At 75.7% G+C, this 22,463-nt stretch carries 20 protein-coding genes; 12 read left to right on the top strand and 8 right to left on the bottom strand.

All coding sequences use genetic code 11. The features are described 5' to 3' along the window. Positions 1 to 38 precede the first annotated feature (38 nt). From K304_RS0116485 to K304_RS0116475, 3 genes are all read left to right on the top strand, one after another. Positions 39 to 716 (top strand): uracil-DNA glycosylase, encoded by a 678-nt coding sequence (locus K304_RS0116485; protein WP_027764657.1) that lies wholly within the window; start codon positions 39 to 41, stop codon positions 714 to 716. Then, positions 713 to 1,774 carry a BadF/BadG/BcrA/BcrD ATPase family protein gene (locus tag K304_RS0116480; RefSeq protein WP_027764656.1) on the top strand — a complete coding sequence of 354 codons (1,062 nt, stop codon included), beginning with the start codon at positions 713 to 715 and terminating at the stop codon, positions 1,772 to 1,774. Before K304_RS0116485 ends, K304_RS0116480 begins: the two co-directional genes overlap by 4 nt. 108 nt (positions 1,775 to 1,882) lie before the next feature. Next, positions 1,883 to 2,839, top strand: a complete 957-nt coding sequence (locus tag K304_RS0116475; protein ID WP_199779625.1) for a hypothetical protein — start codon at positions 1,883 to 1,885, stop codon at positions 2,837 to 2,839. A 520-nt stretch (positions 2,840 to 3,359) separates the two neighbouring features. Here the strand turns inward: K304_RS0116475 and K304_RS0116470 are convergent. From K304_RS0116470 to K304_RS0116455, 4 genes are all read right to left on the bottom strand, one after another. Then, complete coding sequence (locus K304_RS0116470; protein ID WP_051308524.1) at positions 3,360 to 4,439, bottom strand: lactonase family protein; 1,080 nt, start codon at positions 4,437 to 4,439, stop codon at positions 3,360 to 3,362. Positions 4,440 to 4,557: 118 nt separating this feature from the next. After that, positions 4,558 to 6,045, bottom strand: a complete 1,488-nt coding sequence (locus tag K304_RS0116465; RefSeq protein ID WP_051308531.1) for an FUSC family protein — start codon at positions 6,043 to 6,045, stop codon at positions 4,558 to 4,560. Between the two features lie 322 nt (positions 6,046 to 6,367). After that, on the bottom strand, positions 6,368 to 7,969 hold the full coding sequence (locus K304_RS29405) for a phosphatase PAP2 family protein (RefSeq protein ID WP_078529222.1): 1,602 nt from the start codon (positions 7,967 to 7,969) through the stop codon (positions 6,368 to 6,370). A 156-nt stretch (positions 7,970 to 8,125) separates the two neighbouring features. Beyond that, a complete protein-coding gene (locus tag K304_RS0116455; protein ID WP_027764652.1) occupies positions 8,126 to 8,611 on the bottom strand; it encodes a DUF2269 family protein in 486 nt (161 codons plus the stop codon). A 94-nt stretch (positions 8,612 to 8,705) separates the two neighbouring features. On the opposite strand from K304_RS0116455, the gene K304_RS0116450 reads away from it, so the two are divergent. Together K304_RS0116450 and K304_RS0116445 are read left to right on the top strand one after the other, a co-directional pair. After that, positions 8,706 to 9,047: a helix-turn-helix transcriptional regulator gene (locus K304_RS0116450; RefSeq protein ID WP_027764651.1), complete on the top strand. Its 342-nt coding sequence runs from the start codon at positions 8,706 to 8,708 to the stop codon at positions 9,045 to 9,047. After that, positions 9,044 to 9,727, top strand: coding sequence for a permease prefix domain 1-containing protein (locus tag K304_RS0116445; RefSeq protein ID WP_027764650.1), 684 nt, complete (start codon positions 9,044 to 9,046; stop codon positions 9,725 to 9,727). Before K304_RS0116450 ends, K304_RS0116445 begins: the two co-directional genes overlap by 4 nt. A 39-nt stretch (positions 9,728 to 9,766) precedes the next feature. Here K304_RS0116445 and K304_RS0116440 read toward each other — a convergent pair whose 3' ends face one another. Next, positions 9,767 to 10,192: a secondary thiamine-phosphate synthase enzyme YjbQ gene (locus tag K304_RS0116440; protein WP_027764649.1), complete on the bottom strand. Its 426-nt coding sequence runs from the start codon at positions 10,190 to 10,192 to the stop codon at positions 9,767 to 9,769. Between the two features lie 468 nt (positions 10,193 to 10,660). On the opposite strand from K304_RS0116440, the gene K304_RS0116430 reads away from it, so the two are divergent. The 3 genes from K304_RS0116430 (at position 10,661) to K304_RS0116420 (ending at position 13,530) form a co-directional block, all read left to right on the top strand. Further along, the gene (locus tag K304_RS0116430; RefSeq protein WP_027764648.1) at positions 10,661 to 11,947 is read left to right on the top strand and encodes a DUF1343 domain-containing protein; all 1,287 of its coding nucleotides are present in this window, start codon (positions 10,661 to 10,663) and stop codon (positions 11,945 to 11,947) included. A 121-nt stretch (positions 11,948 to 12,068) separates the two neighbouring features. Next, complete coding sequence (locus tag K304_RS0116425) at positions 12,069 to 12,359, top strand: YiaA/YiaB family inner membrane protein (protein ID WP_027764647.1); 291 nt, start codon at positions 12,069 to 12,071, stop codon at positions 12,357 to 12,359. Between the two features lie 139 nt (positions 12,360 to 12,498). Continuing rightward, positions 12,499 to 13,530: a questin oxidase family protein gene (locus K304_RS0116420; RefSeq protein WP_027764646.1), complete on the top strand. Its 1,032-nt coding sequence runs from the start codon at positions 12,499 to 12,501 to the stop codon at positions 13,528 to 13,530. Between the two features lie 39 nt (positions 13,531 to 13,569). Here the strand turns inward: K304_RS0116420 and K304_RS0116415 are convergent, their stop codons facing one another. Continuing rightward, positions 13,570 to 14,088: an O-acetyl-ADP-ribose deacetylase gene (locus K304_RS0116415; protein ID WP_027764645.1), complete on the bottom strand. Its 519-nt coding sequence runs from the start codon at positions 14,086 to 14,088 to the stop codon at positions 13,570 to 13,572. A 93-nt stretch (positions 14,089 to 14,181) separates the two neighbouring features. Between K304_RS0116415 and K304_RS0116410 the strand changes: the two genes are divergently transcribed. Beyond that, entirely contained in the window at positions 14,182 to 15,258 is a 1,077-nt protein-coding gene (locus tag K304_RS0116410; RefSeq protein ID WP_027764644.1) for a DUF2332 domain-containing protein, read from the top strand. 43 nt (positions 15,259 to 15,301) lie between these two features. Next, positions 15,302 to 15,673, top strand: coding sequence for a VOC family protein (locus K304_RS0116405; RefSeq protein ID WP_027764643.1), 372 nt, complete (start codon positions 15,302 to 15,304; stop codon positions 15,671 to 15,673). A gap of 48 nt (positions 15,674 to 15,721) precedes the next feature. On the opposite strand, the gene K304_RS29400 is transcribed toward K304_RS0116405, so the two are convergent. Beyond that, entirely contained in the window at positions 15,722 to 17,611 is a 1,890-nt protein-coding gene (locus K304_RS29400) for an ABC transporter ATP-binding protein (protein ID WP_078529220.1), read from the bottom strand. 154 nt (positions 17,612 to 17,765) lie between these two features. Then, positions 17,766 to 18,599, bottom strand: a complete 834-nt coding sequence (locus tag K304_RS0116395) for a L,D-transpeptidase family protein (RefSeq protein WP_486591696.1) — start codon at positions 18,597 to 18,599, stop codon at positions 17,766 to 17,768. Between the two features lie 141 nt (positions 18,600 to 18,740). Here K304_RS0116395 and K304_RS29395 point away from each other — a divergent pair, with 141 nt between their 5' ends. Next, positions 18,741 to 20,624: an ABC transporter ATP-binding protein gene (locus K304_RS29395; RefSeq protein WP_051308523.1), complete on the top strand. Its 1,884-nt coding sequence runs from the start codon at positions 18,741 to 18,743 to the stop codon at positions 20,622 to 20,624. Continuing rightward, entirely contained in the window at positions 20,621 to 22,402 is a 1,782-nt protein-coding gene (locus tag K304_RS0116385) for an ABC transporter ATP-binding protein (protein ID WP_027764641.1), read from the top strand. The genes K304_RS29395 and K304_RS0116385 overlap by 4 nt, the downstream gene beginning before the upstream one ends. The last annotated feature ends 61 nt before the right edge of the window (positions 22,403 to 22,463 follow it).

The raw sequence follows: 22,463 nt of genomic DNA, 5'->3' as shown, positions 1-22,463 counted from the left end.
TCGGGAGGTGGTGCGGCGAGTCGGTAGAGTGACCGCTCGTGGCTGCACGACCGTTGAACGAGATCGTCGAACAAGGCTGGGCCAAGGCGCTGGAGCCGGTGACCGAGCGGGTCGCCGCCATGGGCGACTTCCTGCGGGCGGAGATCGCCGCGGGGAGAACCTACCTCCCGTCCGGGGCGAACGTGCTGCGCGCCTTCCAGCAGCCGTTCGACGAGGTGCGCGTCCTCGTCGTCGGCCAGGACCCGTACCCCACGCCCGGGCACGCGGTGGGCCTCAGCTTCTCCGTCGCGCCCGAGGTGCGTCCGCTGCCGGGCAGCCTGGAGAACATCTTCCGCGAGATGAGCGACGACCTCGGAGTGCCGCGCCCGTCGAACGGTGACCTGACTCCCTGGACCCGGCAGGGCGTACTGCTCCTCAACAGGGCGCTCACCACGGCCCCGCGCCGGCCCGCCGCGCACCGCGGCAAGGGCTGGGAGGAGGTCACCGAGCAGGCCATCCGCGCCCTGGCGGAACGCGGCACTCCGCTGGTGGCGGTGCTCTGGGGGCGGGACGCGCGCAACCTGCGGCCGCTACTGAAGGGCGTGCCCGCGGTGGAGTCCGCGCACCCCTCGCCCATGTCCGCCGATCGCGGCTTCTTCGGCTCCCGCCCCTTCAGCCGCGTCAACGACCTGCTGGCGCAGCAGGGCGCGCAGCCGGTCGACTGGCGCCTGCCGTGACGGAGAGCGGCGCCGGCTGGGTGCTGGGCGTCGACTCCGGCGGCTCGGGGCTGCGCGTCGCCCTGGCGCCCGCCGCCGGGGTCACCTCTGTCGCCGGCGGGTTCGCGGACGCCGTGCGCGAGGAGTGCCGCGAGCCGGTGCGTACCGGTCCCGAGGGCATCGACGCGCGGCACCTCGCCGCGCAGGTGGTGCCGGCGGCCCGGGCCCTCCTCGACCGCGTGGGCGGGCGGGACGGCGGCCTGACCGCGGTGTGCGTCGGCGCGGCCGGCATGGCCACCCTGGGTACGGGACTGCGCGCCCTGCTGCCGGAGGAGTTCGCCCGCACTCTCGGCGCGCGGAGCCTGCTCCTCGCCGCCGACGCCGTCACCGCGTACGCGGGCGCGCTGGGTGTCGCACCCGGCGCGGTCGTCGCGGCCGGCACCGGGATGATCGCCCTCGGCACCGACCTGCACACCTGGCGGCGGGCCGACGGCTGGGGGCACCTGCTGGGCGACTGCGGCGGCGGCGCCTGGATCGGGCGCGCGGGCCTGGACGCCGCGCTGCGCGCCCACGACGGCCGGGAGGGCGGCTCCCCGGTGCTGCTGCGGCGCGCGGAGGAGACGTTCGGCCCCGCCGCCGGACTGCCCGGCCTGCTCTACCCCCGCACCGACCGGCCCGCGCTGCTCGCCTCCTTCGCCCCGCAGGTCGCGGCCGCCGCCGACCCGGCCGGAGGGGACGGGGACGCGACGGCCCGCGCCGTGCTGGCGGACGCGGCACGGGAGATCGCCCGGTCCGCCGCCGCGGTGTGCCCCGCACCGGACGGCCCGTCGCCCTCCGCCCCGGGCGTGGAGGCACCACGGGTGACCCTGACCGGCGGGCTGTTCCGGATGGGCGAGGTGCTGCTGGAGCCGCTGCGCCGGGAGCTGGCCGTCCGGCTGCCGCACGCCCGCACGGTCCCGGCCGCCGGCGACCCGCTGGACGGAGCCCTGCTGCTCGCCGGGCGGCGCGCGGCGGGCGCCCCGGGCCTGCCGGAGGACGAGCGGCTGCTCACCGTGCACACGCCGCCCAGCGGGGCTTGACGGGATCGCACAGTCGTGCCCGCGCGACGCGCGGTGCGAATGGGACATTCGTCACCGTTCACCCCCGCTCGAACAGTAGGGTCCTTCAAGGCATTAACATGCGGGCGCATGAGCTCCCCCACAGGGCCGGACAACGGCCTGCCCGTACGAATGCCGCGTCCCCGCCAGTCCGGTCGGCACCGCCGGCCGGAGCCCGTGGTCGCCCCGGAGAATGCGCCGGCGCTGGTGCTGGCCGTGCCCGGGGAGCCGACCTCTGCGACGCGTGGCCTCGCCGAGGAGATCGTGAGCATCGCCCGCTCCGAGCTGCCCGGCCTGGACGCGCGGATCGGATACGTGGAGGGCGGCGGCGAGGAGTTCCCCGGCCTGACCGAGGTGCTGGCCCGTGCCGCGGGCGACCGCGCGGCCGCGCCGTCGCCCACCCTGGCGCACGAGGCCGGCGCGGAGGGCCCCGCAGGCACCGCACCGGGTGACGCGCAGGTCTCCGACGCGCTCCCGGCCGTCGTGGTGCCGCTGCTGGCGGGTCCGGACGCCGCCCACATGCGGCAGATACGGCAGGCGGTGCTGAACAGCGGTTCCGGCGCGGAGCTCACCGACGTGCTCGGCCCGCACCCGCTGCTGGCCGAGGCCGTGCACGTGAAGCTCTCCGAGGCGGGGCTCGCCCGCGCGGACCGTGCCCGGTTGTTCACGGTGGCCACGGCGGCGGACGGCATCATCATCGCCAGCCTCGGCGGCGAGGAGGCCGTCCAGGCCGCGGGCATCACCGGCATGCTGCTGGCGGCCCGCCTGGCGGTTCCGGTGCTGGCCGCCGGGCTGGACGAGGAGGGCGCGATCGCGCGTGCCGCGCAGCAGCTGCGCGACTCGGGCTCCCAGCACCTCGCCGTCGCGCCGTGCCTGATCGGCCCGGAGATCCCGGCCGGGCTGCTCCAGGCCGCCACGGACGAGGCCGGCTGCGCCGCCGCGGAGCCGCTGGGGCCCTACCCCGCGCTGGGCAAGCTGGTCGCCTCGACGTACGGCGCGAAGCTCGGGCTTCCGCAGCAGCCGGCACCGGGCATGCCCGTCCGCTGACCGGCCTCCGGCCGGCCCCCGCCGACGACCTCACCCGCGCCCCCGGGCAGGGCGGTGCCACCACCACCCGGCCCGGGGGCGCGGCGCATCGCCCCGGGGTACGCGGCACCTCGCTGCCCACCACCCGCCAGGAGGAGACTCAGCTGAGCGGCACCCCACGGCGGCGACGGGTCCGCCCCGGTGGTGTGCGGCGACTCCGCCGACGAAGGGAAGCTCCGTTCCGGGGCCGGACGGAGGCGGTGCGGACCTCCCGGAGCCGTCCGGGGCCCTGGCTCTTCCCGGGCTCTCCCAGCCGCCCGTTCCTCGATGGGGGCCGCCTCAGCGTGCTGTGGTGCGCGGCCGGGCCCGCGCGGACCGCACACCCGCGGCGGCGCGTTCCTCCCGGCCCTCGGACCGGGCGCCCCGAAGGGCCGCCAGGGCGGGATGCCGACGCGCCCGCCGGGGTGCCCGGACCTCAGCCGGCCGGGCGGGCGCCCACCGGCGCGACCTCGCCGATTCTGCGGCGGCAGGCCGTCGCGGGTCAGGGGGCGAAGGCGATGCAGGAGGCGGCGGGGACGGCGAGGGAGCCGGCGGGGCGGGGCATGCCCGTCGCGGCGTCGATGTCGAACCAGGTGACGTCTCCGGAGCGTTCGTTGGCGGCGTAGAGCCACTGCCCGGAGGGGTGGAGGGCGAGGTCGCGGGGCCAGTGGCCGCCGCACGGCATCGTCACGACCAGTTCCGCCTCCTCGCCGTTCTCGTCCAGGGTGAGGACGGCGATGCTGTCGGCACCGCGCACCGCGACCCAGGCGAGGCGGCCGTCGCCGCGGAGGACGACCTCGGAGGGGTAGGTCTCTCCCCCGGTCTCGTCGGGCACCACCCGGGTCTCGCCGAGCGGCTCCAGGCGCCCCTTCTCCGCGTCCCAGGAGCACACCGTGAGCGTGGGCCGCAGTTCGCCGACGACGTAGGCCCGGGTGCCGTCCGGGCCGAACGTCAGGTGCCGGGGGCCGGTGCCCGGCCGCAGGGCGACCTGGTGGAGGGGGCGCAGGTCGTCGTCCTCCAGCGCGGAGACCCAGACCGAGTCGGTGCCGAGGTCCACGGCGAGCAGGTGGCGGCCCGACGGGTCCACGACGACCTCGTGGGCGTGCGGGCCCTGCTGCCGGTCGGCGACCGGGCCGCTTCCCTCGTGGCGGTGGACCTTCGCCGGTCCGAGGGGCGTACCGTCCGCCGCCGTCCCGAGGACGCTGACGCTGCCGGAGCCGTAGTTGGCGGTGCACAGCAGCCGTCCGGCACGGGTGAGGTGCGTGGGGCCGGCGCCGTCCACCGGCACGGGGGCTCCCAGCGGGGAGGGGCGGTCGGGGTCGGCCAGCGAGAGGGCGGTCACGGCGCCGTCCTCCTGCTCGCACACGCTGTGCAGCACCCCGTCGCCGACCACCAGGTAGGAGGGGTCGGGGACCGCGTCGCCGGTGTGGTGCAGCGCCCGCAGGGAGCCGTCGTCGGGGTCGACGCGGGCGGTGGTGATGCCGCGTCCGCCCTCGGAGGTGAACGACCCCAGGTACGCCCGTCCCGCGGGGGCGTACCCGTCGCCGTGCCGCTGCGTGCCGCTGCTCCGGTCGGTGCTCACGGATCCGCCTTCCGCCCTGGGGCTGCCGGGTCTGCCGTCCGGGAGCGACCGTAGCAGCCGATCATGGCCCGGGACCGGGGTCGCGGGACACAGCGCGCCGTGTCGCCCGGGGAGCGCGTCAGGCGGCGGTGGTGAGCGGTGCGCGGGGCGGAGCGTGCACGGGGACGGCTAGCTCGACCAGCGCCGTCTCCAGGCCGTGCAGGTGGCCGAGCGCGCGGTCGGCTCCGGGGTGGCGGCACGGGGTGTCCTGGCCGGTGACCGTCTCGTCGGCGTTGGTGCACGCGTCCCGGGCAGGACCGGTGAGCCGGTGCACGGCCTCCTCGACGCGGCGGCAGGCGTCGGCGAGGCGCGCGTCGTGCGAGGCGTCGGGGTCGGCGGCCACCCGTGCGAGTCCGCGGGCCTGACGGGCGCAGTCGTCGAGGAGGGCGAGGACCTCCCGGGCGCGGGCGCGGCGTGCCCGCAGCGGGCTGAGCGGGTGCACCAGGGGCGCCAGCGAGGTGCGCACCCGGCCGAGGAGCATTTCGAGCTCCGCGATGCGCCGCGCCGGGTCGGCGCTCTCGTCGCCGGCGAGCCGCAGCGCCGACTCGCGTGCGCAGGCGTGGACGCAGCGGACGGCGCGCCGGATCCAGCCGTGGGTGGCGGCGTGGGTGGTGACGGGCAGCACGAACGCGACGGCGAGGCCGGCGCCGAGCGCGCCGACGGCGGTCTCGATCAGGCGGAGCTGGAGCAGCCCGGGGTGGAGCGCACCCAGCATGCCGTACAGCAGGCCGACCAGGACGGTCACGAAGAACATCATCCAGCTGTAGGACACCGCGGCGGTGTAGAAGATCCCGAAGACGCAGACCGACAGCAGCAGGCCGGTGGCCACCGGTCCGCCGTCGACGGGCACCGCGACCCAGAGGCCCGCCACGATGCCGACGAGGGTGCCGAGCACCCGGCGGAAGCCGCGGACCAGGGTCTCACCGCGGGACGCGGTGTTGACGAAGATCCACCACGCGGCGCCGACGGCCCAGTACCAGCGCTCCTGGGAGAGCAGTTGCCCGGCGGCGAGAGCGAACGCACAGGCGGCGGCGGTCTGCACGGCGAGGCGGGTGGTCGGGCGGGCGAGTCCGCGCCCGCCGGGCGGCGCGGGCGCGGGGGGCGGCGGGGTGCGGCGCTCGTAGCACCAGAGGCCGAAGCGGACCGCGCAGACCACGAGTACCGCCAGCAGCAGGGCGGCGTGCAGCCCCGGGGCTCCGGACAGGCCGGTGGTGAGGAACTGGGCGGCGAAGAACATCATGAACCCGAAGACGCCCAGTGCGTGCCCGCGCGTGCCCCAGCGGCGGGCGTAGGCACCGGCGAACGCGACGGCGAGGAAGGCGGCGTCGCGAAGGAGGGGTGCGTCCCGGAGGGCGAGTGCGAGGGTGAGGACGGGGACGCCGACGGCCGGCAGCAGCGCGACGGTCACGGCCTGACGGCGCACGGTCGGGTCGGTCACGGTGAAGAGCGCGAGGAGCGCGGCCAGGCCCGCGATGACGCAGGCCTCCAGGGAGAGACCGGCTGCCGCCGGGGCGGCGACGGCCGCGCCGATGCCGAGCACGGCGCGGGAGGCGGCACGGAGCCGCATGCGGCCGGGGTCGGGGGCCACAAGGTGGCGGTAGGGCCGGGCGGCACGTCGTCGGGCGCCCCGCGGGGAACGGTCGCCGGCCTGCTCCGCCACGGTCACGTCGTCCTTCGCCACGCCCGTCCGTGCCCTCCCTCCGGGCCCAGCTCTGACCCGCTTGTCTGCATATGGATACGACAAGAGGAAAGCATCCTCTGCCTCGGTCAACCAAATTGCGGACGGGGTCGGTGACGGACTTCACGCCGAGGCGCGGCGCGGGGACGGCTGTTCGCGGCGGCGGCGCACCCGGACGGGCCTGCCACCGCCGCACCGTGCGCTCAGGCGGTCAGTAGGTGCCGTGGTCCAGCGGGCGGTAGACGGTGAGCGCCTCGTGCTGCTTGTCGATCAGCAGTTCGCGCGGCGCCGGGGCGACCTCGCCGTCGAAGGCGAGGTGCGTGCCGTCCGGTATGTCACTGATCCGCAGCCGGCGGAGGCGGGCGGTGCTGTGCACCGGGGAACGGCCGACGACGCTGGTGAGCGCGGCGGCGAGCAGGCGGCTGCGGGACCAGCGTCCGCCGGGCACCACCCGCACGTCCAGCAGGCCGTCCGCGAGGTCGTGGCGCCGCACGGGAGCGACGCCCAGCCCGCGGTAGGTGCAGTTGCCGACGAACAGCTGCCACATGGGCCGCTGCCTGCCGCCGAGTCCCGCCTCGACGGGGCCGGCGGTGTGCAGCACCCGCATCGCGGCGAGGACGCCGGCGGGCCAGGCGCCGATGCGGGGCGCCCAGCGTTCCCGCATGCGGACCAGTTCCGGGTAGGAGCCGAGGCTGAAGGTGTTGAGGAAGTAGCCGGGGTGGCCGTCCGAGCGCCCCGGGCCGGGCGTGAAACGGGCGAGGTCGACCGCGACCGCGTCGCCCGCGACCACCGCGCGGCACGCGTCCTCCGCGGTCTCGATGCCGAGGTCGTAGGCGAAGTGGTTGCGCGTGCCACCGGGCAGGACGGCCAGCGGCAGACCGTGGCGCAGCGCGGCTTGCGCGGCGCAGTTGATGGTGCCGTCGCCGCCCAGGACGCCGAGTGCGCCGCCGGTCTCCGCCGCCCGTGCGGCCCCTTCGTCGAAGGCCGCGGCGACGTCGTCCGACCGCGGGTCGCAGAGCACGATCTCGGCGTCCGGCAGCAGGGCGCGGACGACGGCCAGCCCGGCGGGCTCCTCGGCGGGAGCGTCGTCCGGCCCGTCGGCGGGCTCGGCGGTGCGCTGCCCGGAGGAGGCGTTGGCGACCAGGACGAGGCCCTTGCCGCCGCGCAGGGCGGGCGCGTCGGACAACGGGCGTGCGGGGGTGGGCAGTTGGGAGCGGGTGGGCGCGAGTCCGCGGACCGCGAAGGCGGCTCCGACTCCGATCGCGGCACCGGCCAGGACGTCGCTGGGGTAGTGCACGCCGGTGTAGACGCGGGAGAACGCGACGGCGGCGGCGAGCGGCGCGACGGCGGCTCCCCATCGCGGGTTCTCCAGTGCCAGTCCGGTGGTGAACGCGGCCGCCGAGGCGGAGTGGCCGGAGGGGAAGGAGGTGGTGACGGGCTGGGTGTGCAGCTGCCGGACCACCGGCACGTTGTCGAGGATCGGCCGTGCCCGGCGTACCGCGCGCTTGCCCAGGGTGTTCACCGTGGCGGAGGCGACGGCGAGCGAGGCGACACCGCGCAGGGCGGTCCGCCGGGCGGCGGGGTGGCGGGTGGCGGCGATGCCGGCGGCTACGGCGAACCACAGGCCGCCGTGGTTGGCGGCCTTGCTCAGCCTGGGCAGCACCCGGTCGCCGCCGGGCCAGTGCCGGGCCGCGACCTTGTGGAACAGTCCGTGGTCCCAGGCGCTGACACGGTGCGCGTGCAGCACCCAGCGCGCGGCCTCGGCCGCGGCGCCGGCGTCACGGAAGCGGGCCGGGAAGGCCGCTCGAGTCATCTCGTCCCTCGCAGACCGTCGTCGGCGCGGCCGGGCCGGCCGCGCCTGTGCGCGCCGAATCTACCGCCGCCTGCCCGCCGGGGGGCCGAGCACCCCCGAAATGCACGCTGCTCGCCCGCGCGTCGGCCCGTGGGATGCCGCGGGCGGGACGGGGGCTCAGGCTCCGGTGGTGGAGCCCGGCCGGACGATCATGAGCACGACGACGATGGCCCACAGCAGGTTGAACACGCCGGTGAGCATGCCGAGTCGGGCCGCCTGCGACCGGGAGGCGCGGGCGTACTCCTCGTGTTCCGAGGGAGCCTGCGCGCCGTCCGGCAGCGGCTCCAGCATCTCCCGCTGGCCGGGCAGGATGGTGGCGATGAGCAGCGCGGCGGCCAGGGCCGTCAGGACGAGCGAGGCGACCAGCCACGGATCGCCGAGGACTCCGAGCTGGGCGCCGGTGGCGATGCCGAACACCGGGACGGCGACGCCGACCACGGTGTAGGCGCGGCAGATCCGGTGCAGCAGGGCGGCGGACGCCGCCGCCGGGCCGCCGGACGCGGCCTCTCGGGCGTAGCGCGGGAAGAGTGAGGCGGCCACGGCGATCGGCCCGAGCACCAGGATCGCCGCGAGTACATGGACGGACAGCAGCAGTTTCGTCATCGCACGACTCTCCGAGGCGTAGACAGACAGGCACAGATAAGTAGACAGCCAATAGGTAGCACACCGACCTATGCAGTGTGTAGGCTGCCCACCCATGAAGACGGACGCGGTGCGCGGACACCTGGACGGAATGCTGCTGGCCGTGCTCGAACCCGGGCCGCTGCACGGCTACGCGATCATCACCGCCGTGCAGCGCCGCAGCGGGGGCGCGCTCGACCTGCGGACGGGCACCGTCTATCCGGCGCTCAACCGGCTGGAGCGGCTCGGCCTGCTGACCAGCAGCTGGGAGGCGACGGGCGAGCGCAGGCGGCGACGGTACGAGCTGACCGACGCCGGACGCGCCGGTCTGGCGGGCGAACGGCAGGCCTGGCGGGAGTTCACCGAGGCGATCGGCTCCGTCCTGGCCCCCGGCGGGTCGCCGCGGAGTGCGACATGACGACCCAGGAGGCTCGGCAGACCGACCGCGTGGAAGCGTTCGTGACGGAGCTCGCGGACGGCCTGCACGGGCCGGTCCGCGCGAAGAGGCGTCTGCTCGCCGAGATCCGTGACGGCCTGGCGGAGACGGTCGACGCGCACACGGAAGCCGGCGACACGGACCCGGCGGCGGGCTTCGGGCGGGCGGTGCGGGAGTTCGGCAGCCCGCGGGAGCTGCGGCCGGCCTGCCAGCGGGAACTGACGGTGGCCCAGGCGCGCCACACCGCGCGCGCCCTGGCGTCGACCGCCCCGCTGCTGCCGGTCTGCTGGTACGCGGCGGGCGGAACGCAGGCCGGAGCCGGGCAGGGCCTCAGCCTCTCCGACGGCTTCCGTCTCGTGGCGCTCCGGCTCGCCGAGGTCGCCGGCGTCGCGGCGCTGTGCGCGGTGGCCGTTCTGGCGCTCACCGGCTTCCTCGCGCGGCGGCTGCCCGTCCCCGAGCGGCTGCCGCAGGTCGTGGGCTGGACGGGGACGGCGGCGAGCGGGGCCATGGCCGCTGCCGCGCTGCTGCTGACCGCCTCCCTCGTCCTCGCGGCGAGCTGGACGGCGCCGCTCGCCGCCGCGCTCGCCGCCGTGACGCACGCCGTGGTGGCGCCCTCGGCCCGCGCCTGCCGCCGCTGCGCGCGGCTGACACCGGCCACCTGACCGGCCCCGCCAGGCGCAACGGCAGGACCGGGGGCGGGTTCACCCCAGGAAACTCAGCCTGACCTTCCGGTCCGGGTTGTCGCGGTTGGTGTCCACCAGACAGACGGACTGCCAGGTGCCCAGGGCGAGTTGACCGTCGATGACGGGCAGGGTGGCGTGCGGGGCCACCAGCGCCGGGAGGACGTGGTCGCGGCCGTGGCCCAGGCTGCCGTGCCGGTGCCGCCACCGGTCGTCGGCGGGCAGCAGGTCGCGCAGCACGGTGAGCAGGTCCGTGTCACTGCCGGCACCGGTCTCCAGGACGGCGACGCCCGCCGTGGCGTGCGGGACGAAGACGTTGAGCAGGCCGTCCCGGCCGCTCGCCGCCCGCTCGAGAAACGCCTCGCATTCCAGGGTCAGGTCCGTGACGGACTCGCCCGAGCCGGTGGTGATCTCGAGGACATGGGTGCGGAAGGCGTCGTCGCTCATACCGCCATCCTCCCCCTCCGCCCGGACCCGCGGGCAAGTCGACATCCGTACAGATGCGCGACGGCCCACACGTCCGCGTGAGGATGGGGCGAACGGGGCGCGCGGGACGGGCGTGACGTCGGATGCTGACGGTGCGCGAGCGACGGGCTGCAGACCGTGCGCGCGCCTCCCCCGAGGTTCCCGAGGGAGTCGTCCCGGGGGAGATGTCCCATCGACCGCAGTACCGAGGAGAACGCACCACCATGAACGTGATCACCAGCCTGCTCGCCGGCATCGTCCACTTCCTGGGCCGGCTCGTCTGAAGCACGTCCCCGACCGGCGCCGTCCCTCCCCGTCCCAGGGAGGGGCGGTGCCCCGGTGGGGGCCTGCCGCGTCGCACCGGCGCGCCCCGGCGGCGTCAGAGTTGTAGACCACTGGCGTACTGCGTGGACCCTTGTCCCGGTTGACCGGCATGGATAGCTTCCGGCCATGCCTACCCGCCGTTCCCTCCTCGCCGGTGGCACAGCCGCCGCACTCACCGCACCCCTGACCGCCTCCGCGGCGTCCCCGGCCGCCGCGGCAGGCCACCACCGGCACCGCCGGCTCACCACCGGCGCGGACCGCGCCGCCGCCCAGCGGTGGTCCATGCTCCGGGGCCGCAAGGTCGGCGTGATCAGCAACCCCACCGGGGTGCTGGGCGACGCCGGACACATCGTCGACTCCATGGCCGCCCGCGACGAGCTGAACATCGTCGGCGTCTTCGGCCCCGAGCACGGCTTCCGGGGCAGCGCACAGGCCGGCGAGTCGGAGGACACCTTCATCGACCCGCGCACCGGCCTGACGGTGTACGACGCCTACGGCGCCGACACCGCGAAGATGCGCGAGCTGTTCACCACCTCCGGCGCCGACACGATCGTCTTCGACATCCAGGACGTCGGCGTCCGCTTCTACACCTACATCTGGACCATGTACAAGGCGATGGCGGCGGCCCGCGACATCGGCGCGCGCTTCGTCGTCCTGGACCGGCCCAACCCGATCGGGCGCTGGGCCGACGGCCCGCTGATGACGGCGGACTACACCTCCGGCGTCGGCCTGAAGGAGATCATCCAGCAGCACGGCATGACCGTCGGCGAGCTGGCCCGCTACTTCAACGGCGAACTGCTGCCCCAGGAGGGCGACGGAGGCCGGGTCGAGCTGGAGGTCGTGGAGTGCCGCGGCTGGGACCCGTACTCCACGCAGTCGGACAGCCCCCTGCCGTTCGTGCCACCGTCGCCCAACATGCCGACCGAGGACACCGCGGTCGTCTACGCGGGCACCGGTTACTTCGAGGGCACGAACATCTCCGAGGGCCGCGGCACCACACGGCCGTTCGAGCTGGTGGGCGCGCCGTACCTGGACTACCACTGGAGCGACCGGCTCAACGCCCTGGACCTGCCCGGCGTACGGTTCCGCGAGGCGTACTTCAAGCCCACCTTCAGCAAGCACGCCGGGGAGAACTGCGCGGGCGTGCAGGTCTTCGTGACCGATCCGAAGCGGTTCCGGCCGGTCCCGACGGCGGTCGCCATGCTGATCGAGGCGCACCGCTACCCCGAGTTCGCCTGGCGCGAGGACTCCTGGGACCCGGAGCGTCCGTTCTGGATCGACAAGCTCTCCGGCTCGCCGCGGCTGCGCGAGATGATCGACGCGGGCGCGGACCTGGAAGAGTGCGCGGACGCCTGGCGCGGCGAGGTCCGGGACTTCGAACGCACCCGCCGCCGGTACCTGCTCTACCGCTGAGCCGCCCGGCGCGGCCGGTCCCGCCTCCTCGCGGGACCGACGCAGGTGACCGGGCCGCCGCACGGCCGGGATGAGTAGCCGTACTCATGCGCCCGGCCGGGCGGCGGCGCACGATCGGACCATGACGACACCCGTTCAGCGGCCCATGACCGCCGCGTTCTTCGTGCAGGCCGCGCTCTCCTTCGCCCTGGCGCTGGTCAGCGTCGCAGTCGGCATCGCCTGGCTGCCGGTGGACTCCTGGCAGCGCGGATTCCTGGCGCTGGGGCTGGTGTTCCTGGTGAGTTCGACCTTCACGCTCGCCAAGTGCGTGCGCGACAGACAGGAGTCGCAGGAGGTCACCCACCGGGTCGACCAGGCCCGCATCGACAAGATCCTCTCCGAACACGACCCGTTCGACCTCAAGCAGCCCTGAGCGCCCCTCGGGCCCTGGTGGGCCCGCAGTCGTAGGACGAACGCCCGGAGGGGCACGCAACGGACGTAGGACCGGCGGGCCGGAACGTTCCGTCCGGCGGCCGTGTCGCCGCCGCACGCCTCACCCCTAGCGTCGCCGTATGGGGAACGACAGCGGAGTACTGGACGAGGCGCTGGACCGGCTGCACGCCACGGGCCCGGAGTTCGAGGGCTGGCTGACCAACCACGCGCCGATGGCCGTGGAGGCCCTGGCCCGGCACGGCCGGGAGGACGCGGTGCACACCTGGCTGGACCGCTACCGCGGCCGGCTGGACGAGGCGCCGCGGCCGTACGAGCGGGTCACCGCCGCGGGGTGGCGGGAGGCGCTCGGCGACCACCGGCGGCTCGCGGACTGGACGGACTTCTTCCTGCGGGAGACCGCCGAGCAGCCGTGGCGCGAGGTCCTCGGCCTGTGGTGGCCGAGGCTGCTGCCCGGCATCAGCGGCGCCGCCACCCACCCGGTGATCCGGGTGGGCCACGCCGTGCGCACCCTCCTGCACGACGGGGAGACCGCGCCGCGCCGCGAAGAACTCGCCCATGCGCTGGGCTACTGGGCGGCGCGGCACGCCGTGCTGCCGGAGGATCTGCGTCCGGTCCAGGCGCCGGACGGCGCACCGGCCGCGCTGGAAGCCGTACGGCCGGTGCGTCAGGAGGGGGGCGTCCGGGACCGCCTGGCGCGGCTCGGCGAGCTGCCCGCCTGGCCCGGCGGGGCCGGGCGGGGTGCCACACGGCCGGGGCCCGAGGCGGCACGGGAGCGGCTGGTCGAGCTGGTGCGCGCCGCCACCCACCGGTACGGCACCCGTGCGCACGGGTCACCGGTGATGCTGGTGCACGCGGCCACCGCGCCCAACGCGGTGCTGCGCACCCTCCCGGCGCTGGCTCCGCAGCTGTGGGAGCCGAGCCTGCGGGCGGCGTGGGCGGCGGCCGCGGCCGTCACCGCGGCCTACACCCCGGACGTACCCCTCCGGGCGCGGGAGGTGGGCGGCCTGGGGCCCGAGGAGGTGTTCGCCCGGGCCGCCGAGCACGGCGACGAGCATGCCGTGAAGTTCGCCGACACCGCACTGGACGTGGGCGACGCACCGGCACTGGCGGCGGCGCTGCGGGCCGTGGAGATGATCGACCCGCTGGGCTGACCGGGCCGGCGTCCCGCATCCCCGGTGCGGCCGGCGGAGTCAGAGCAGGCCGTGGAAGGCCTGTTCGGCGGGGGCGTCGAGGACGACGAAGCGGATCTCCTCGAACGCGTCCGGTGCGGCGGCGACGGTCTCCCGGACCGCGGCCACCGCGATGCTGGCGGCGTCGTCGGCCGGCCAGCGGTAGACGCCGGTCGAGACGGCGGGGAAGGCGACCGTGCGGGCCCCGAGTTCGCGGGCGACACGCAGCGACTCGCGGTAGCAGGACGCCAGCTGGTCGGAGCGGTCCTCGCTGCGGCTGTGCACCGGCCCGACGGTGTGGACGACCCAGCGGGCGGGGAGGCGGCCCGCGGTGGTGGCCACGGCCCGCCCGGTGGGCAGCCCGCCGCCGTACTGGGAGGCGCGGAGCTCCCGGCACTCGGCGAGGATCTCCGGCCCGCCCGCGCGGTGGATCGCGCCGTCCACTCCCCCGCCGCCCAGCAGGGACGAGTGGGCGGCGTTGACCACCGCGTCCACCTGCTGCTCGGTGAGGTCGCCCCGTACCAGCCTCAGTGCCGTCATGTGTTCATGGTGCCACCGCGGTGCGGCACTTGACCGCCGCGCGGCCCCGGGGAGCCGTTGCGCGGGCCGCGCCGCACGGGTGAGCATCGGATCATGACGTCCTCCCACCTCGTCCGCATGATCGAGTTCCAGGCCGCGGCCTGCCGCGAGCTCGGCTCGCCGCTCTACGCGGCGGTGCTGCGACGGGTCGCCGGGGACGTGCGGGACGGCGGAGTGTGCGCCGAGGCGCTGGCCGGGCACGAGGAGGCGCCGGGTCCGGACGCGGTCGCCCTGCGACTGCTCGGGGGTGTGCACGCGCTGGCGCTCACCGGCCGCGTCCCGGCGCTCGCGGCCCACTACCCGAGCGCGGGCGGCACCTTCGATCCGGCGCGGGAGGCGGAGCTGTGGGCGGCGTTCCGCGCCGCGGTGGCCGGGCACCTGCCGCACGTGCGGGACTGGATGGAGCGGCCGCCGCAGACCAACGAGGTGGGCCGGTCCAACGTGCTGCTGGCCGGTGCCCTGCACGCCGCAGCCCGGCGGACGATGCCGGTGCGCCTGCTCGAGGTCGGTTCGAGCGCCGGTCTCAACCTGCTCGCGGACGGCTTCCGGCTGACCGCGCCGGGCCTCGCGTGGGGCCCCGAGGGCTCGCCCGTCGAGCTGCGGGACGGCTGGGACCGGCCGGTCCCGGAATGGCTGACGGAGGCGGCCGCCCGGACGCCCGAGCTGCGCGTGGTCGAGCGGCGGGGCTGCGACCGGGACCCGGTCGATCCGCTGTCCCCCGCCGGCGCGCTGGTGCTGCGCGCGTACCTGTGGCCGGACCAGACGGCGCGCAGGGCGCGGCTGGAGGGAGCGCTGCGCCGGGCGGCCGAGGTGCCGGCCCCGGTGGCGCGGCAGGACGCGGACGCGTTCCTGGCCGGCGTTCGGCTGCGGCCGGGCACGCTGACCGTCGTGTGGCATTCGGTGATGCGGCAGTACGTTCCCGGGGAGGCGTGGGAGCGGGTGGAGCGGGAACTGGACCGGCTGGCCGCGGCGAGCGGGCAGGACGCCGGCTTCGCGCACGTGGCCTTCGAGCCCCGCCGTGTGGGTGACGACCACCGCTTCCTGCTCTCGGTGCGGGTGGACGGCGGGGCGGAGGAGCTGCTGGCCGAGGCCCAGCCGCACGGGCTGCCCGCGCGGGCGTTCACCGGCTGAGTGGCGGAATGCGGGGTTTCGCGGCGATCGGTACCCTGCGTGCATGCCCGCTCGCTTCAAGGCCGTGACCCTGGACGCCCTGGATCACCAGGCGCTCGCCGACTGGTGGTGCCGTGCGCTGGGCTACCTGCGGCGGGAGTCCCCGGCGGGCCGGGAGAGCCGTCCGGACGAGTGGCCGGTGCCGTTGTACGACCCGACCGGCCACGGGCCGGTGCTGTGGATCAACCCGGTGCCCGAGCCCAAGACGGTGAAGAACCGGTTGCACCTCGACGTCTACGGCAACACCGACGAGATGGTGACCCTGGGAGCGAAGCTGCTGCGGCGCCGCGGCGGCGGCCGGGAGTGGGACGTCCTGACCGACCCCGAGGGCAACGAGTTCTGCGTGTTCCCGCCCAAGCGGCGGCCCACCGGCTGACGGCTCCCCCGAGGCGCGTCTGCCGGCGGCACGTCACCCGACCGCACGTCACGCGACCGGGCTGCCCGTCCGGGTTCCGGCGTCCTCCCCCGGCCCGTCCGCGGGCTGCTCCGCCGCTCCGTCCTCCGGCGGGCCCTCCGGGTCTGCGGACTCCCGCCGGACCAGGGCGGCGTAACGGCCTCCCCGGGCCAGCAGTTCGGCGTGCGTGCCGCGTTCGGCGATGCGGCCGCCGTCCAGGACGACGATCTGGTCGGCGCGGCGGACGGTGGACAGCCGGTGCGCGATGGTGACCGTGGTGCGGCCCGCGGAGAGCGCGTCGATCGCCGCCTGCACCGCGCGTTCGGTCCGGGTGTCCAGCGCGCTGGTGGCCTCGTCGAGAACCAGCACGGGCGGGTCGCGCAGGATCGTACGGGCCAGGGCGAGGCGCTGTTTCTCACCGCCGGAGAAGCGGTGGCCGCGTTCGCCGACGACGGTGTCGTAGCCGTCCGGCAGGGCCGCGATGTGCTCGTGGATCTGCGCGGCCCGCGCCGCAGCGGCCAGTTCGTCGTCGGTCGCGCCGGGGCGCGCGAAGCGCAGGTTCTCGGCGACGGAGGTGTGGAAGAGGTAGGTCTCCTGGGACACGACGCCGACCGCCCGGGCCAGGGTGTCGAAGTCCAGGTCGCGGACGTCGACGCCGTCGAGCGTGACGCGGCCCGCCGTGACGTCGTACAGGCGGGGCAGCAGGTATCCCAGCGTGGTCTTGCCGGAGCCGGTGGCGCCGACCAGCGCGAGGCTCGACCCGGCGGGCACGGTGAGGTCGAGGGCGTGCAGGGTGGGCGGCCCGCCGGGGGTGTAGGCGAACGAGACGTCCTCCAGCCGGATCTCGCCGCGCGGTGAGGGCAGTCGCACCGGCCGCTCGGGCTCGGTGATGTCCACCGTGAGGTCGAGGTACTCGAAGATGCGGTGGAAGAGCGCGAGCGAGGTCTGCATGTCCACGCCGGTGGAGAGCAGCGAGACGGCGGGGCGCAGCAGGCCCTGCTGCAGGGTGACGAAGGCGACCAGGGTGCCGAGGGTGAGTGTGGGGCCGCCGAGGTGGAGGAGCAGGCCGGCGGTCCAGTAGAGCAGGGCGGGGAGGGCGGCCATGACGATGCCGATGGTGGCCATCCGCCAGCGCCCGGCCATGCTGGAGCGGATCTCCAGGCGGGCGAGGTGCTCGGACTCGTCGGCGAAGCCGTCGGTGAGGGAGTCGGCGCGGCCCATGGTGCGTCCCAGCAGGATGCCGCTGACCGACAGGGATTCGGTGACCAGTGCGGACATCGCCGCCATCTGCTTCTGCCGGCGCGCGGTGTGCTCCTTGCGCTCACGGCCCACCCGGCGGCTGATCCAGACGAAGAACGGCAGCAGGAGCAGCGAGGCGGCGGTGAGCCGCCAGTCGAGGGCGAGCATGGCGCAGACGGTCGCCACCACGCTGGTGAGGTTGGAGACCAGCGAGGTGGCGGTGGAGGTCACCGTGGCCTGCATGCCGCCGATGTCGTTGGCGATGCGGGACTGCACTTCGCCGGTGCGGGTGCGGGTGAAGAACGCCAGCGGCATCCGCTGGAGCTTGGCGTAGACGCCGGTGCGCAGGTCGTGCATGACGCGCTGGCCGACGGTGGTGGACAGGAGCGTCTGCAGGACGCCGAAGACGCTGGTGGTGACGGCGATGAGGATCATGCCCAGCGCGAGCAGGGTGAGGAGGCCGGTGCGCCGCTCGGGAATCGCGGTGTCGAGGATTTCGCGGAGCAGGAAGGGCGAGGCGACCGAGACCAGCGAGGAGGCGCCGACGAGCAGGCCGACGACCGCGAGTCGCCCTCGGTAGGGGCGGAACAGCCGCAGGATGCGGCGGATCTGGGCGGGCTGCTCGCGCGCGGTCTTCAGGTCCTCGGGCGACGGGTTCCACAGCGGTGCTTCGCGGGGCAACGGGCTCCTCTTCTGGTCGGCTGCCGGTCCGGGGCGGTCGCCGGGCCGGGTTCGCGGCGCCGGGGTCTCGCCGCGACCGTCTCACGGGTCCGGGGTGGTCACCGGCCGAGGATACGGCCGTCCCGCAGACGGCCGCCGGGAGCGGGTACGCGGGTCAGTCGCGGAGCGTCGCGCGGTCGCCCATCACGATGACCGGGCGGCGGTCCGGGTCCAGGGTGCGCAGCAGGTGTTCCATCGCCCGCCGGGGCACGCTGACGCAGCCGGAGGTGCCGCTGCCGTGGTCCAGGTGGAGCCAGATGAAGCCGCCCTTCTCCTGGCCGCGAGGACGGGTCGGGTCCAGCGGGCTGGTGCCGGGGACGCGGTTGTAGTCGATGGCGACGACGTGGTCGAAGTCGTGTTCGGTCCGGTCCGCCCAGTGCGCGGGGGGCGTGAACGCGGCGGAGTGCAGGTAGGGCAGTGCGGTGCCGGCCGGTGCGGCGTCGACGCCGCCCGCGTCGGTGAGAGTGAAGACGCCGACCGGGGTCCGCTTGTCGCCCTCGTGGTGGTCGGTGGTCCAGCCCCGTTTGCCGTTGTGGCCCTGCCAGCGCTTCTCCAGCGTCCAGGCGCCGGTGCCGCCGCGGCCGTCCCGCTCGCCCCCGCCGTCCCCCTCGCCCCCTCGGGCCCACAGCTCCACCCGGGAGCGGGCCGAGTCGCGGCCCTCGCCGTGGACCACGACGGCCTGCCCGGCGGCCCCGGGTATCCGGGCGCGGTAGCGAGCGCCGACGCCCGGCAGGTGCCGCACACCGGAGGTCGCGGCCGCCTCGGGGGCCGCCTCCCCGCCCCCGTCCTGCGTGCGGGAGCCGCGGTCGCCGCCCGGGGTGTCCTGGCCCGTGCCGCAGCCCGCGAGCAGCAGCGCCAGGGCGGTCGTGCAGGCCGCGGCGGCCGTGCGCACGGTGCGGCCGTGGCAGGCCCGCACTGTGCTCCTGCTGCTTCCGGGGCGTGTCCGCATGCGCCCCATCGTCGCATCACCGTGCGCCCGTCCGCGCGGGAAAACCCGTTGCGCGGACCCCCTCTCCTTGGCGAGCCTTGCATGTCTCCCTCTTCTTCCTCCCGCACCGCTTCCCTGTCCGTACGAGCGCCTTGGGACGTCATGCAGATCCGCGACCTACCGTTCACCGATCCCGGCGTTCCCGACGTGCGGTCCGGGCTGCGGCTGCTGTTGTGGCTGGGCGACCGGCAGCGCGCCGGGCAGGCGAAGTCGCTGGGATGGGGGCTGCTGCACCTGGGGTGCATCGCACTGTTCCCGGTGGTGGTCGGGCTCGCGGTGCAGGCCGTCGTTGACGGCTCGGGAGCCGACCTGGCGAAGGCCGGCGGCCTGATGGCCGTACTGGGCACCGGGGTGACGGTGGGCGACACGATGCTGCACCGCACGGCCGTCACCAACTGGATCACGGCTGCGGCGCGCGTGCAGCAGCTCCTGGCCCGCCGCACGGCCGAGCTCGGCGCGGCCCTGACCCGCCGGGTGGCGGCGGGCGAGGTGGTCGCGGTGTCGACGGGCGACATCGAGAAGATCGGCTGGTGCGTGGAGTCCGCGTCCCGGTTCAGTGCGGCGCTCCTCACCGCGGTCGGCGTGTGCGTGGGCCTGGTGGTGTACGAGCCGCAGCTCGGCGTGCTGGTGGCCGGCGGGGTGTGCGCGCTGGCGGCGGCGGTGCTGCCGTTGCTGCCGCGGGCCACCCGGCGCGCGGACCTGCAGCGTGAGAAGGCGGGCCGCGCCACGGAGCTGGCCGCCGACACCGTCGCGGGACTGCGGGTCCTGCGCGGCATCGGCGGCGAGGAGCTGTTCCTGAGCCGGTACCGGTCGGCCTCGCAGGAGGTGCGGCGGGCGGCGGTGCGCACGGCACGGATGTGGGCGGTGATCGAGGCGGTGCAGGTGGCACTGCCGGGGCTGCTGCTCATCGCGGTGGTGTGGCACGGCGCCGGGATGGTCGCGGACGGCCGCCTCGCCGTGGGCGAACTGGTCGCGGTCTACGGCGCGGTGACGTTCCTGCTGTTCCCGCTGCGGCTGTTCCAGGAGTTCGCCATGGCCTACTCCTTCTCCCGCCCGTCGGCGCGCCGCGCCGCCCGCGTGCTGGGACTGCGCCGCACGGCGGACGGGGGCCTTGGGGCTCCGGCGGAAAGCGGGCGGGCCGGTGACCCGGCGGGCGACCTGTACGACCCGGCGAGCGGACTCGTCGCCGAGGAAGGGAAGTTCACCGCCGTGGTCTGCGGCGACCCGGACACAGCGGGCGCGCTCGCCGAACGGCTCGGAGGCCACGCACACGGCGAGGCCGCGGGCGGCGCGGACGGGGCCGAGGAGCGGTCGGTGCTGCTGGGCGGCGTCCCGCTGGACGGGCTGCCGCTGGAGGCGGCCCGCCGCGTGGTGCTGGTGCAGGACAAGGACCCCGTGCTGCTCTCCGGGACGCTGGCGGAGCTGCTGGACGTGCCCGCCTCCGGTGCGGTGACCCCCGCCGAGGCCCTGGACGCGGCGCAGTGCGGGGACGTGCTGACCGCGCTGGCCCAGAGTTCCGCGGACGTGTCCGATCCGCTGGACGCGCGGATCACCGAACGTGGCCGCTCCCTGTCCGGCGGCCAGCGGCAGCGGCTGGCGCTGGCCCGCTCGCTGGTCACCGACCCGGAGGTGCTGGTGCTGGACGAGCCGACCAGCGCCGTCGACTCGCACACCGAGGCGCGCGTCGCCGACGCCGTCCGCCGGTTGCGCCGCGGCCGCACCACGGTGGTGCTGGCCACCAGCCCCCTGCTGCTGGACCGCGCGGACCGTGTGCTGCTGGTGCAGGGGGACCGGGTCGCGGCCGACGGCACGCACCGGGACCTCCTGCGCACCGCACCGGCCTACCGGGCCGTCGTCACGCGCGATACCGACGACGAGCGCGCCGCCGGCACCCGCCTCGCCCCGGACCACGGAACGGCGGAGGGGGCCGAGGAGACCGCCGAGGACCTGACCGACGAACTCGCTGAAGGGACCACTCGTTCATGATCGGCGTCGCTCCTCCCGCCTACGACCCGGCCGCGCCCGAGTCGGTCACCACGCTGCCCGTGGGCGCTCCGGCGACGGTGCGGGCGTACGTGCGCGAGCTGATGCGGCGGCACCGGCGCGCGTTCACCACGCTGGTCGTGGTCAACGCCGTCGCGGTCACGGCCTCGATGGTGGGTCCCTACCTGCTGGGCGGCGTGGTCGAGGACCTGTCGTCCGGCTCCGGGGACCTGCATCTGGGGCGCACGGTCGCGCTGTTCGCCGTCGCCCTCGTCGTGCAGGCGTGCTTCGTACGGCTGGTGCGGCTGCGCGGCGCGATGCTCGGCGAGACGATGCTGGCGGACCTGCGCGAGGACTTCCTGGTGCGGTCGGTGGCGCTGCCGCCGGGCGTGCTGGAGCGCGCCGGCACCGGCGACCTGCTGTCCCGCATCACCACGGACATCGACCGGCTCTCCAACGCCATGCGGGAGGCCGTGCCGCAGCTCTCGGTGGGCGTGGTGTGGGCCGGGCTGCTGCTCGGCGCGCTGACTCTGACGGCGCCGCCGCTGGCGGTGGCGGTGCTGGTCGCCGCGCCGCTGCTCACGGTCGGGTGCCGCTGGTACTACCGCCGCGCCGGAGCGGGCTACCGCTCCGAGTCCGCCGGGTACGCGGCGGTCGCCGCCGCGCTGGCGGAGACCGTGGACGCGGGCCGGACCGTCGAGGCGCACCGGCTCGGCCGGCGCCGGGTCGCCCTCTCCGAGCGGCGCATCGCCGAGTGGACCGCCTGGGAGCGGTACACGCTGTGGCTGCGCACGGTGCTCTTCCCCGTGGTCAACGCCACGCACGTGGTGGTGCTCGGGGCGACGCTGATGTTCGGCGGATGGTTCGTCCTCCAGGGCTGGCTGACCGTCGGCCAGCTCACCACGGGTGCGCTCTTCGCCCAGATGCTGGTGGAGCCCGTCGGGCTGATCCTGCGCTGGTACGACGAGCTGCAGGTCGCGCAGGTGTCGCTGGCTCGTCTGGTGGGCGTGCGCGAGATCGAGACGGAGGCCGGCGAGGACCACGTGCGGCCGGAGGGACGGGACGTGACCGCGGACCGCGTCCGGTTCGGCTACCACGCGGGCGCCGACGTGCTGCACGGCGTGTCCCTCGACGTGCCCGAGGGCACGCGGATGGCGCTGGTCGGTCCGTCCGGGGCGGGCAAGTCGACGCTGGGCAGGCTGCTCGCGGGCATCTACGCCGCCCGTGCCGGAGAAGTCACGCTCGGCGGCGCGGAGTTGTCGCGCATGCCGGCCGAACGGGTGCGCGCGCACGTCGCGCTGGTCAACCAGGAGCACCACGTCTTCGTCGGCTCCCTGCGGGACAACCTGCTGCTGGCCCGCACCGGCGCGTCCGACGCCGAACTGTGGGCCGCGCTGGGCGCGGTGGGCGCGGACGGCTGGGCGCGCGCCATGCCGGACGGCCTGGACAGCGAGGTCGGCTCCGGCGGCCGCGCGGTCACGCCCGCGCAGGCCCAGCAGATCGCGCTGGCCCGCCTGGTGCTGGCCGACCCGCACACGCTGGTCCTCGACGAGGCGACGTCGCTGCTCGACCCGCGCGCGGCACGGCACCTGGAACGTTCGCTGGCCCGGGTCCTGGACGGGCGGACGGTGGTCGCGATCGCGCACCGCCTGCACACGGCGCACGACGCGGACGTCATCGCCGTGGTGGAGGACGGGCGCATCAGCGAACTCGGCAGCCACGACACGCTGGTCGCGGCCGACGGCCCCTACGCGGCGCTCTGGCGCAGCTGGCACGGCTGACGGGCTCCCCCGGCGCCGGGCCTCCGGGCCCGGCCCCGGGGTGGCGGAGTGACTCGAGTGC

The sequence above is a fragment of the Streptomyces sp. CNS606 genome, assembly GCF_000426325.1.
The sequence above is the reverse complement of the archived record's forward strand: the minus strand, read 5'-3'. Positions and strand labels throughout refer to the sequence as shown.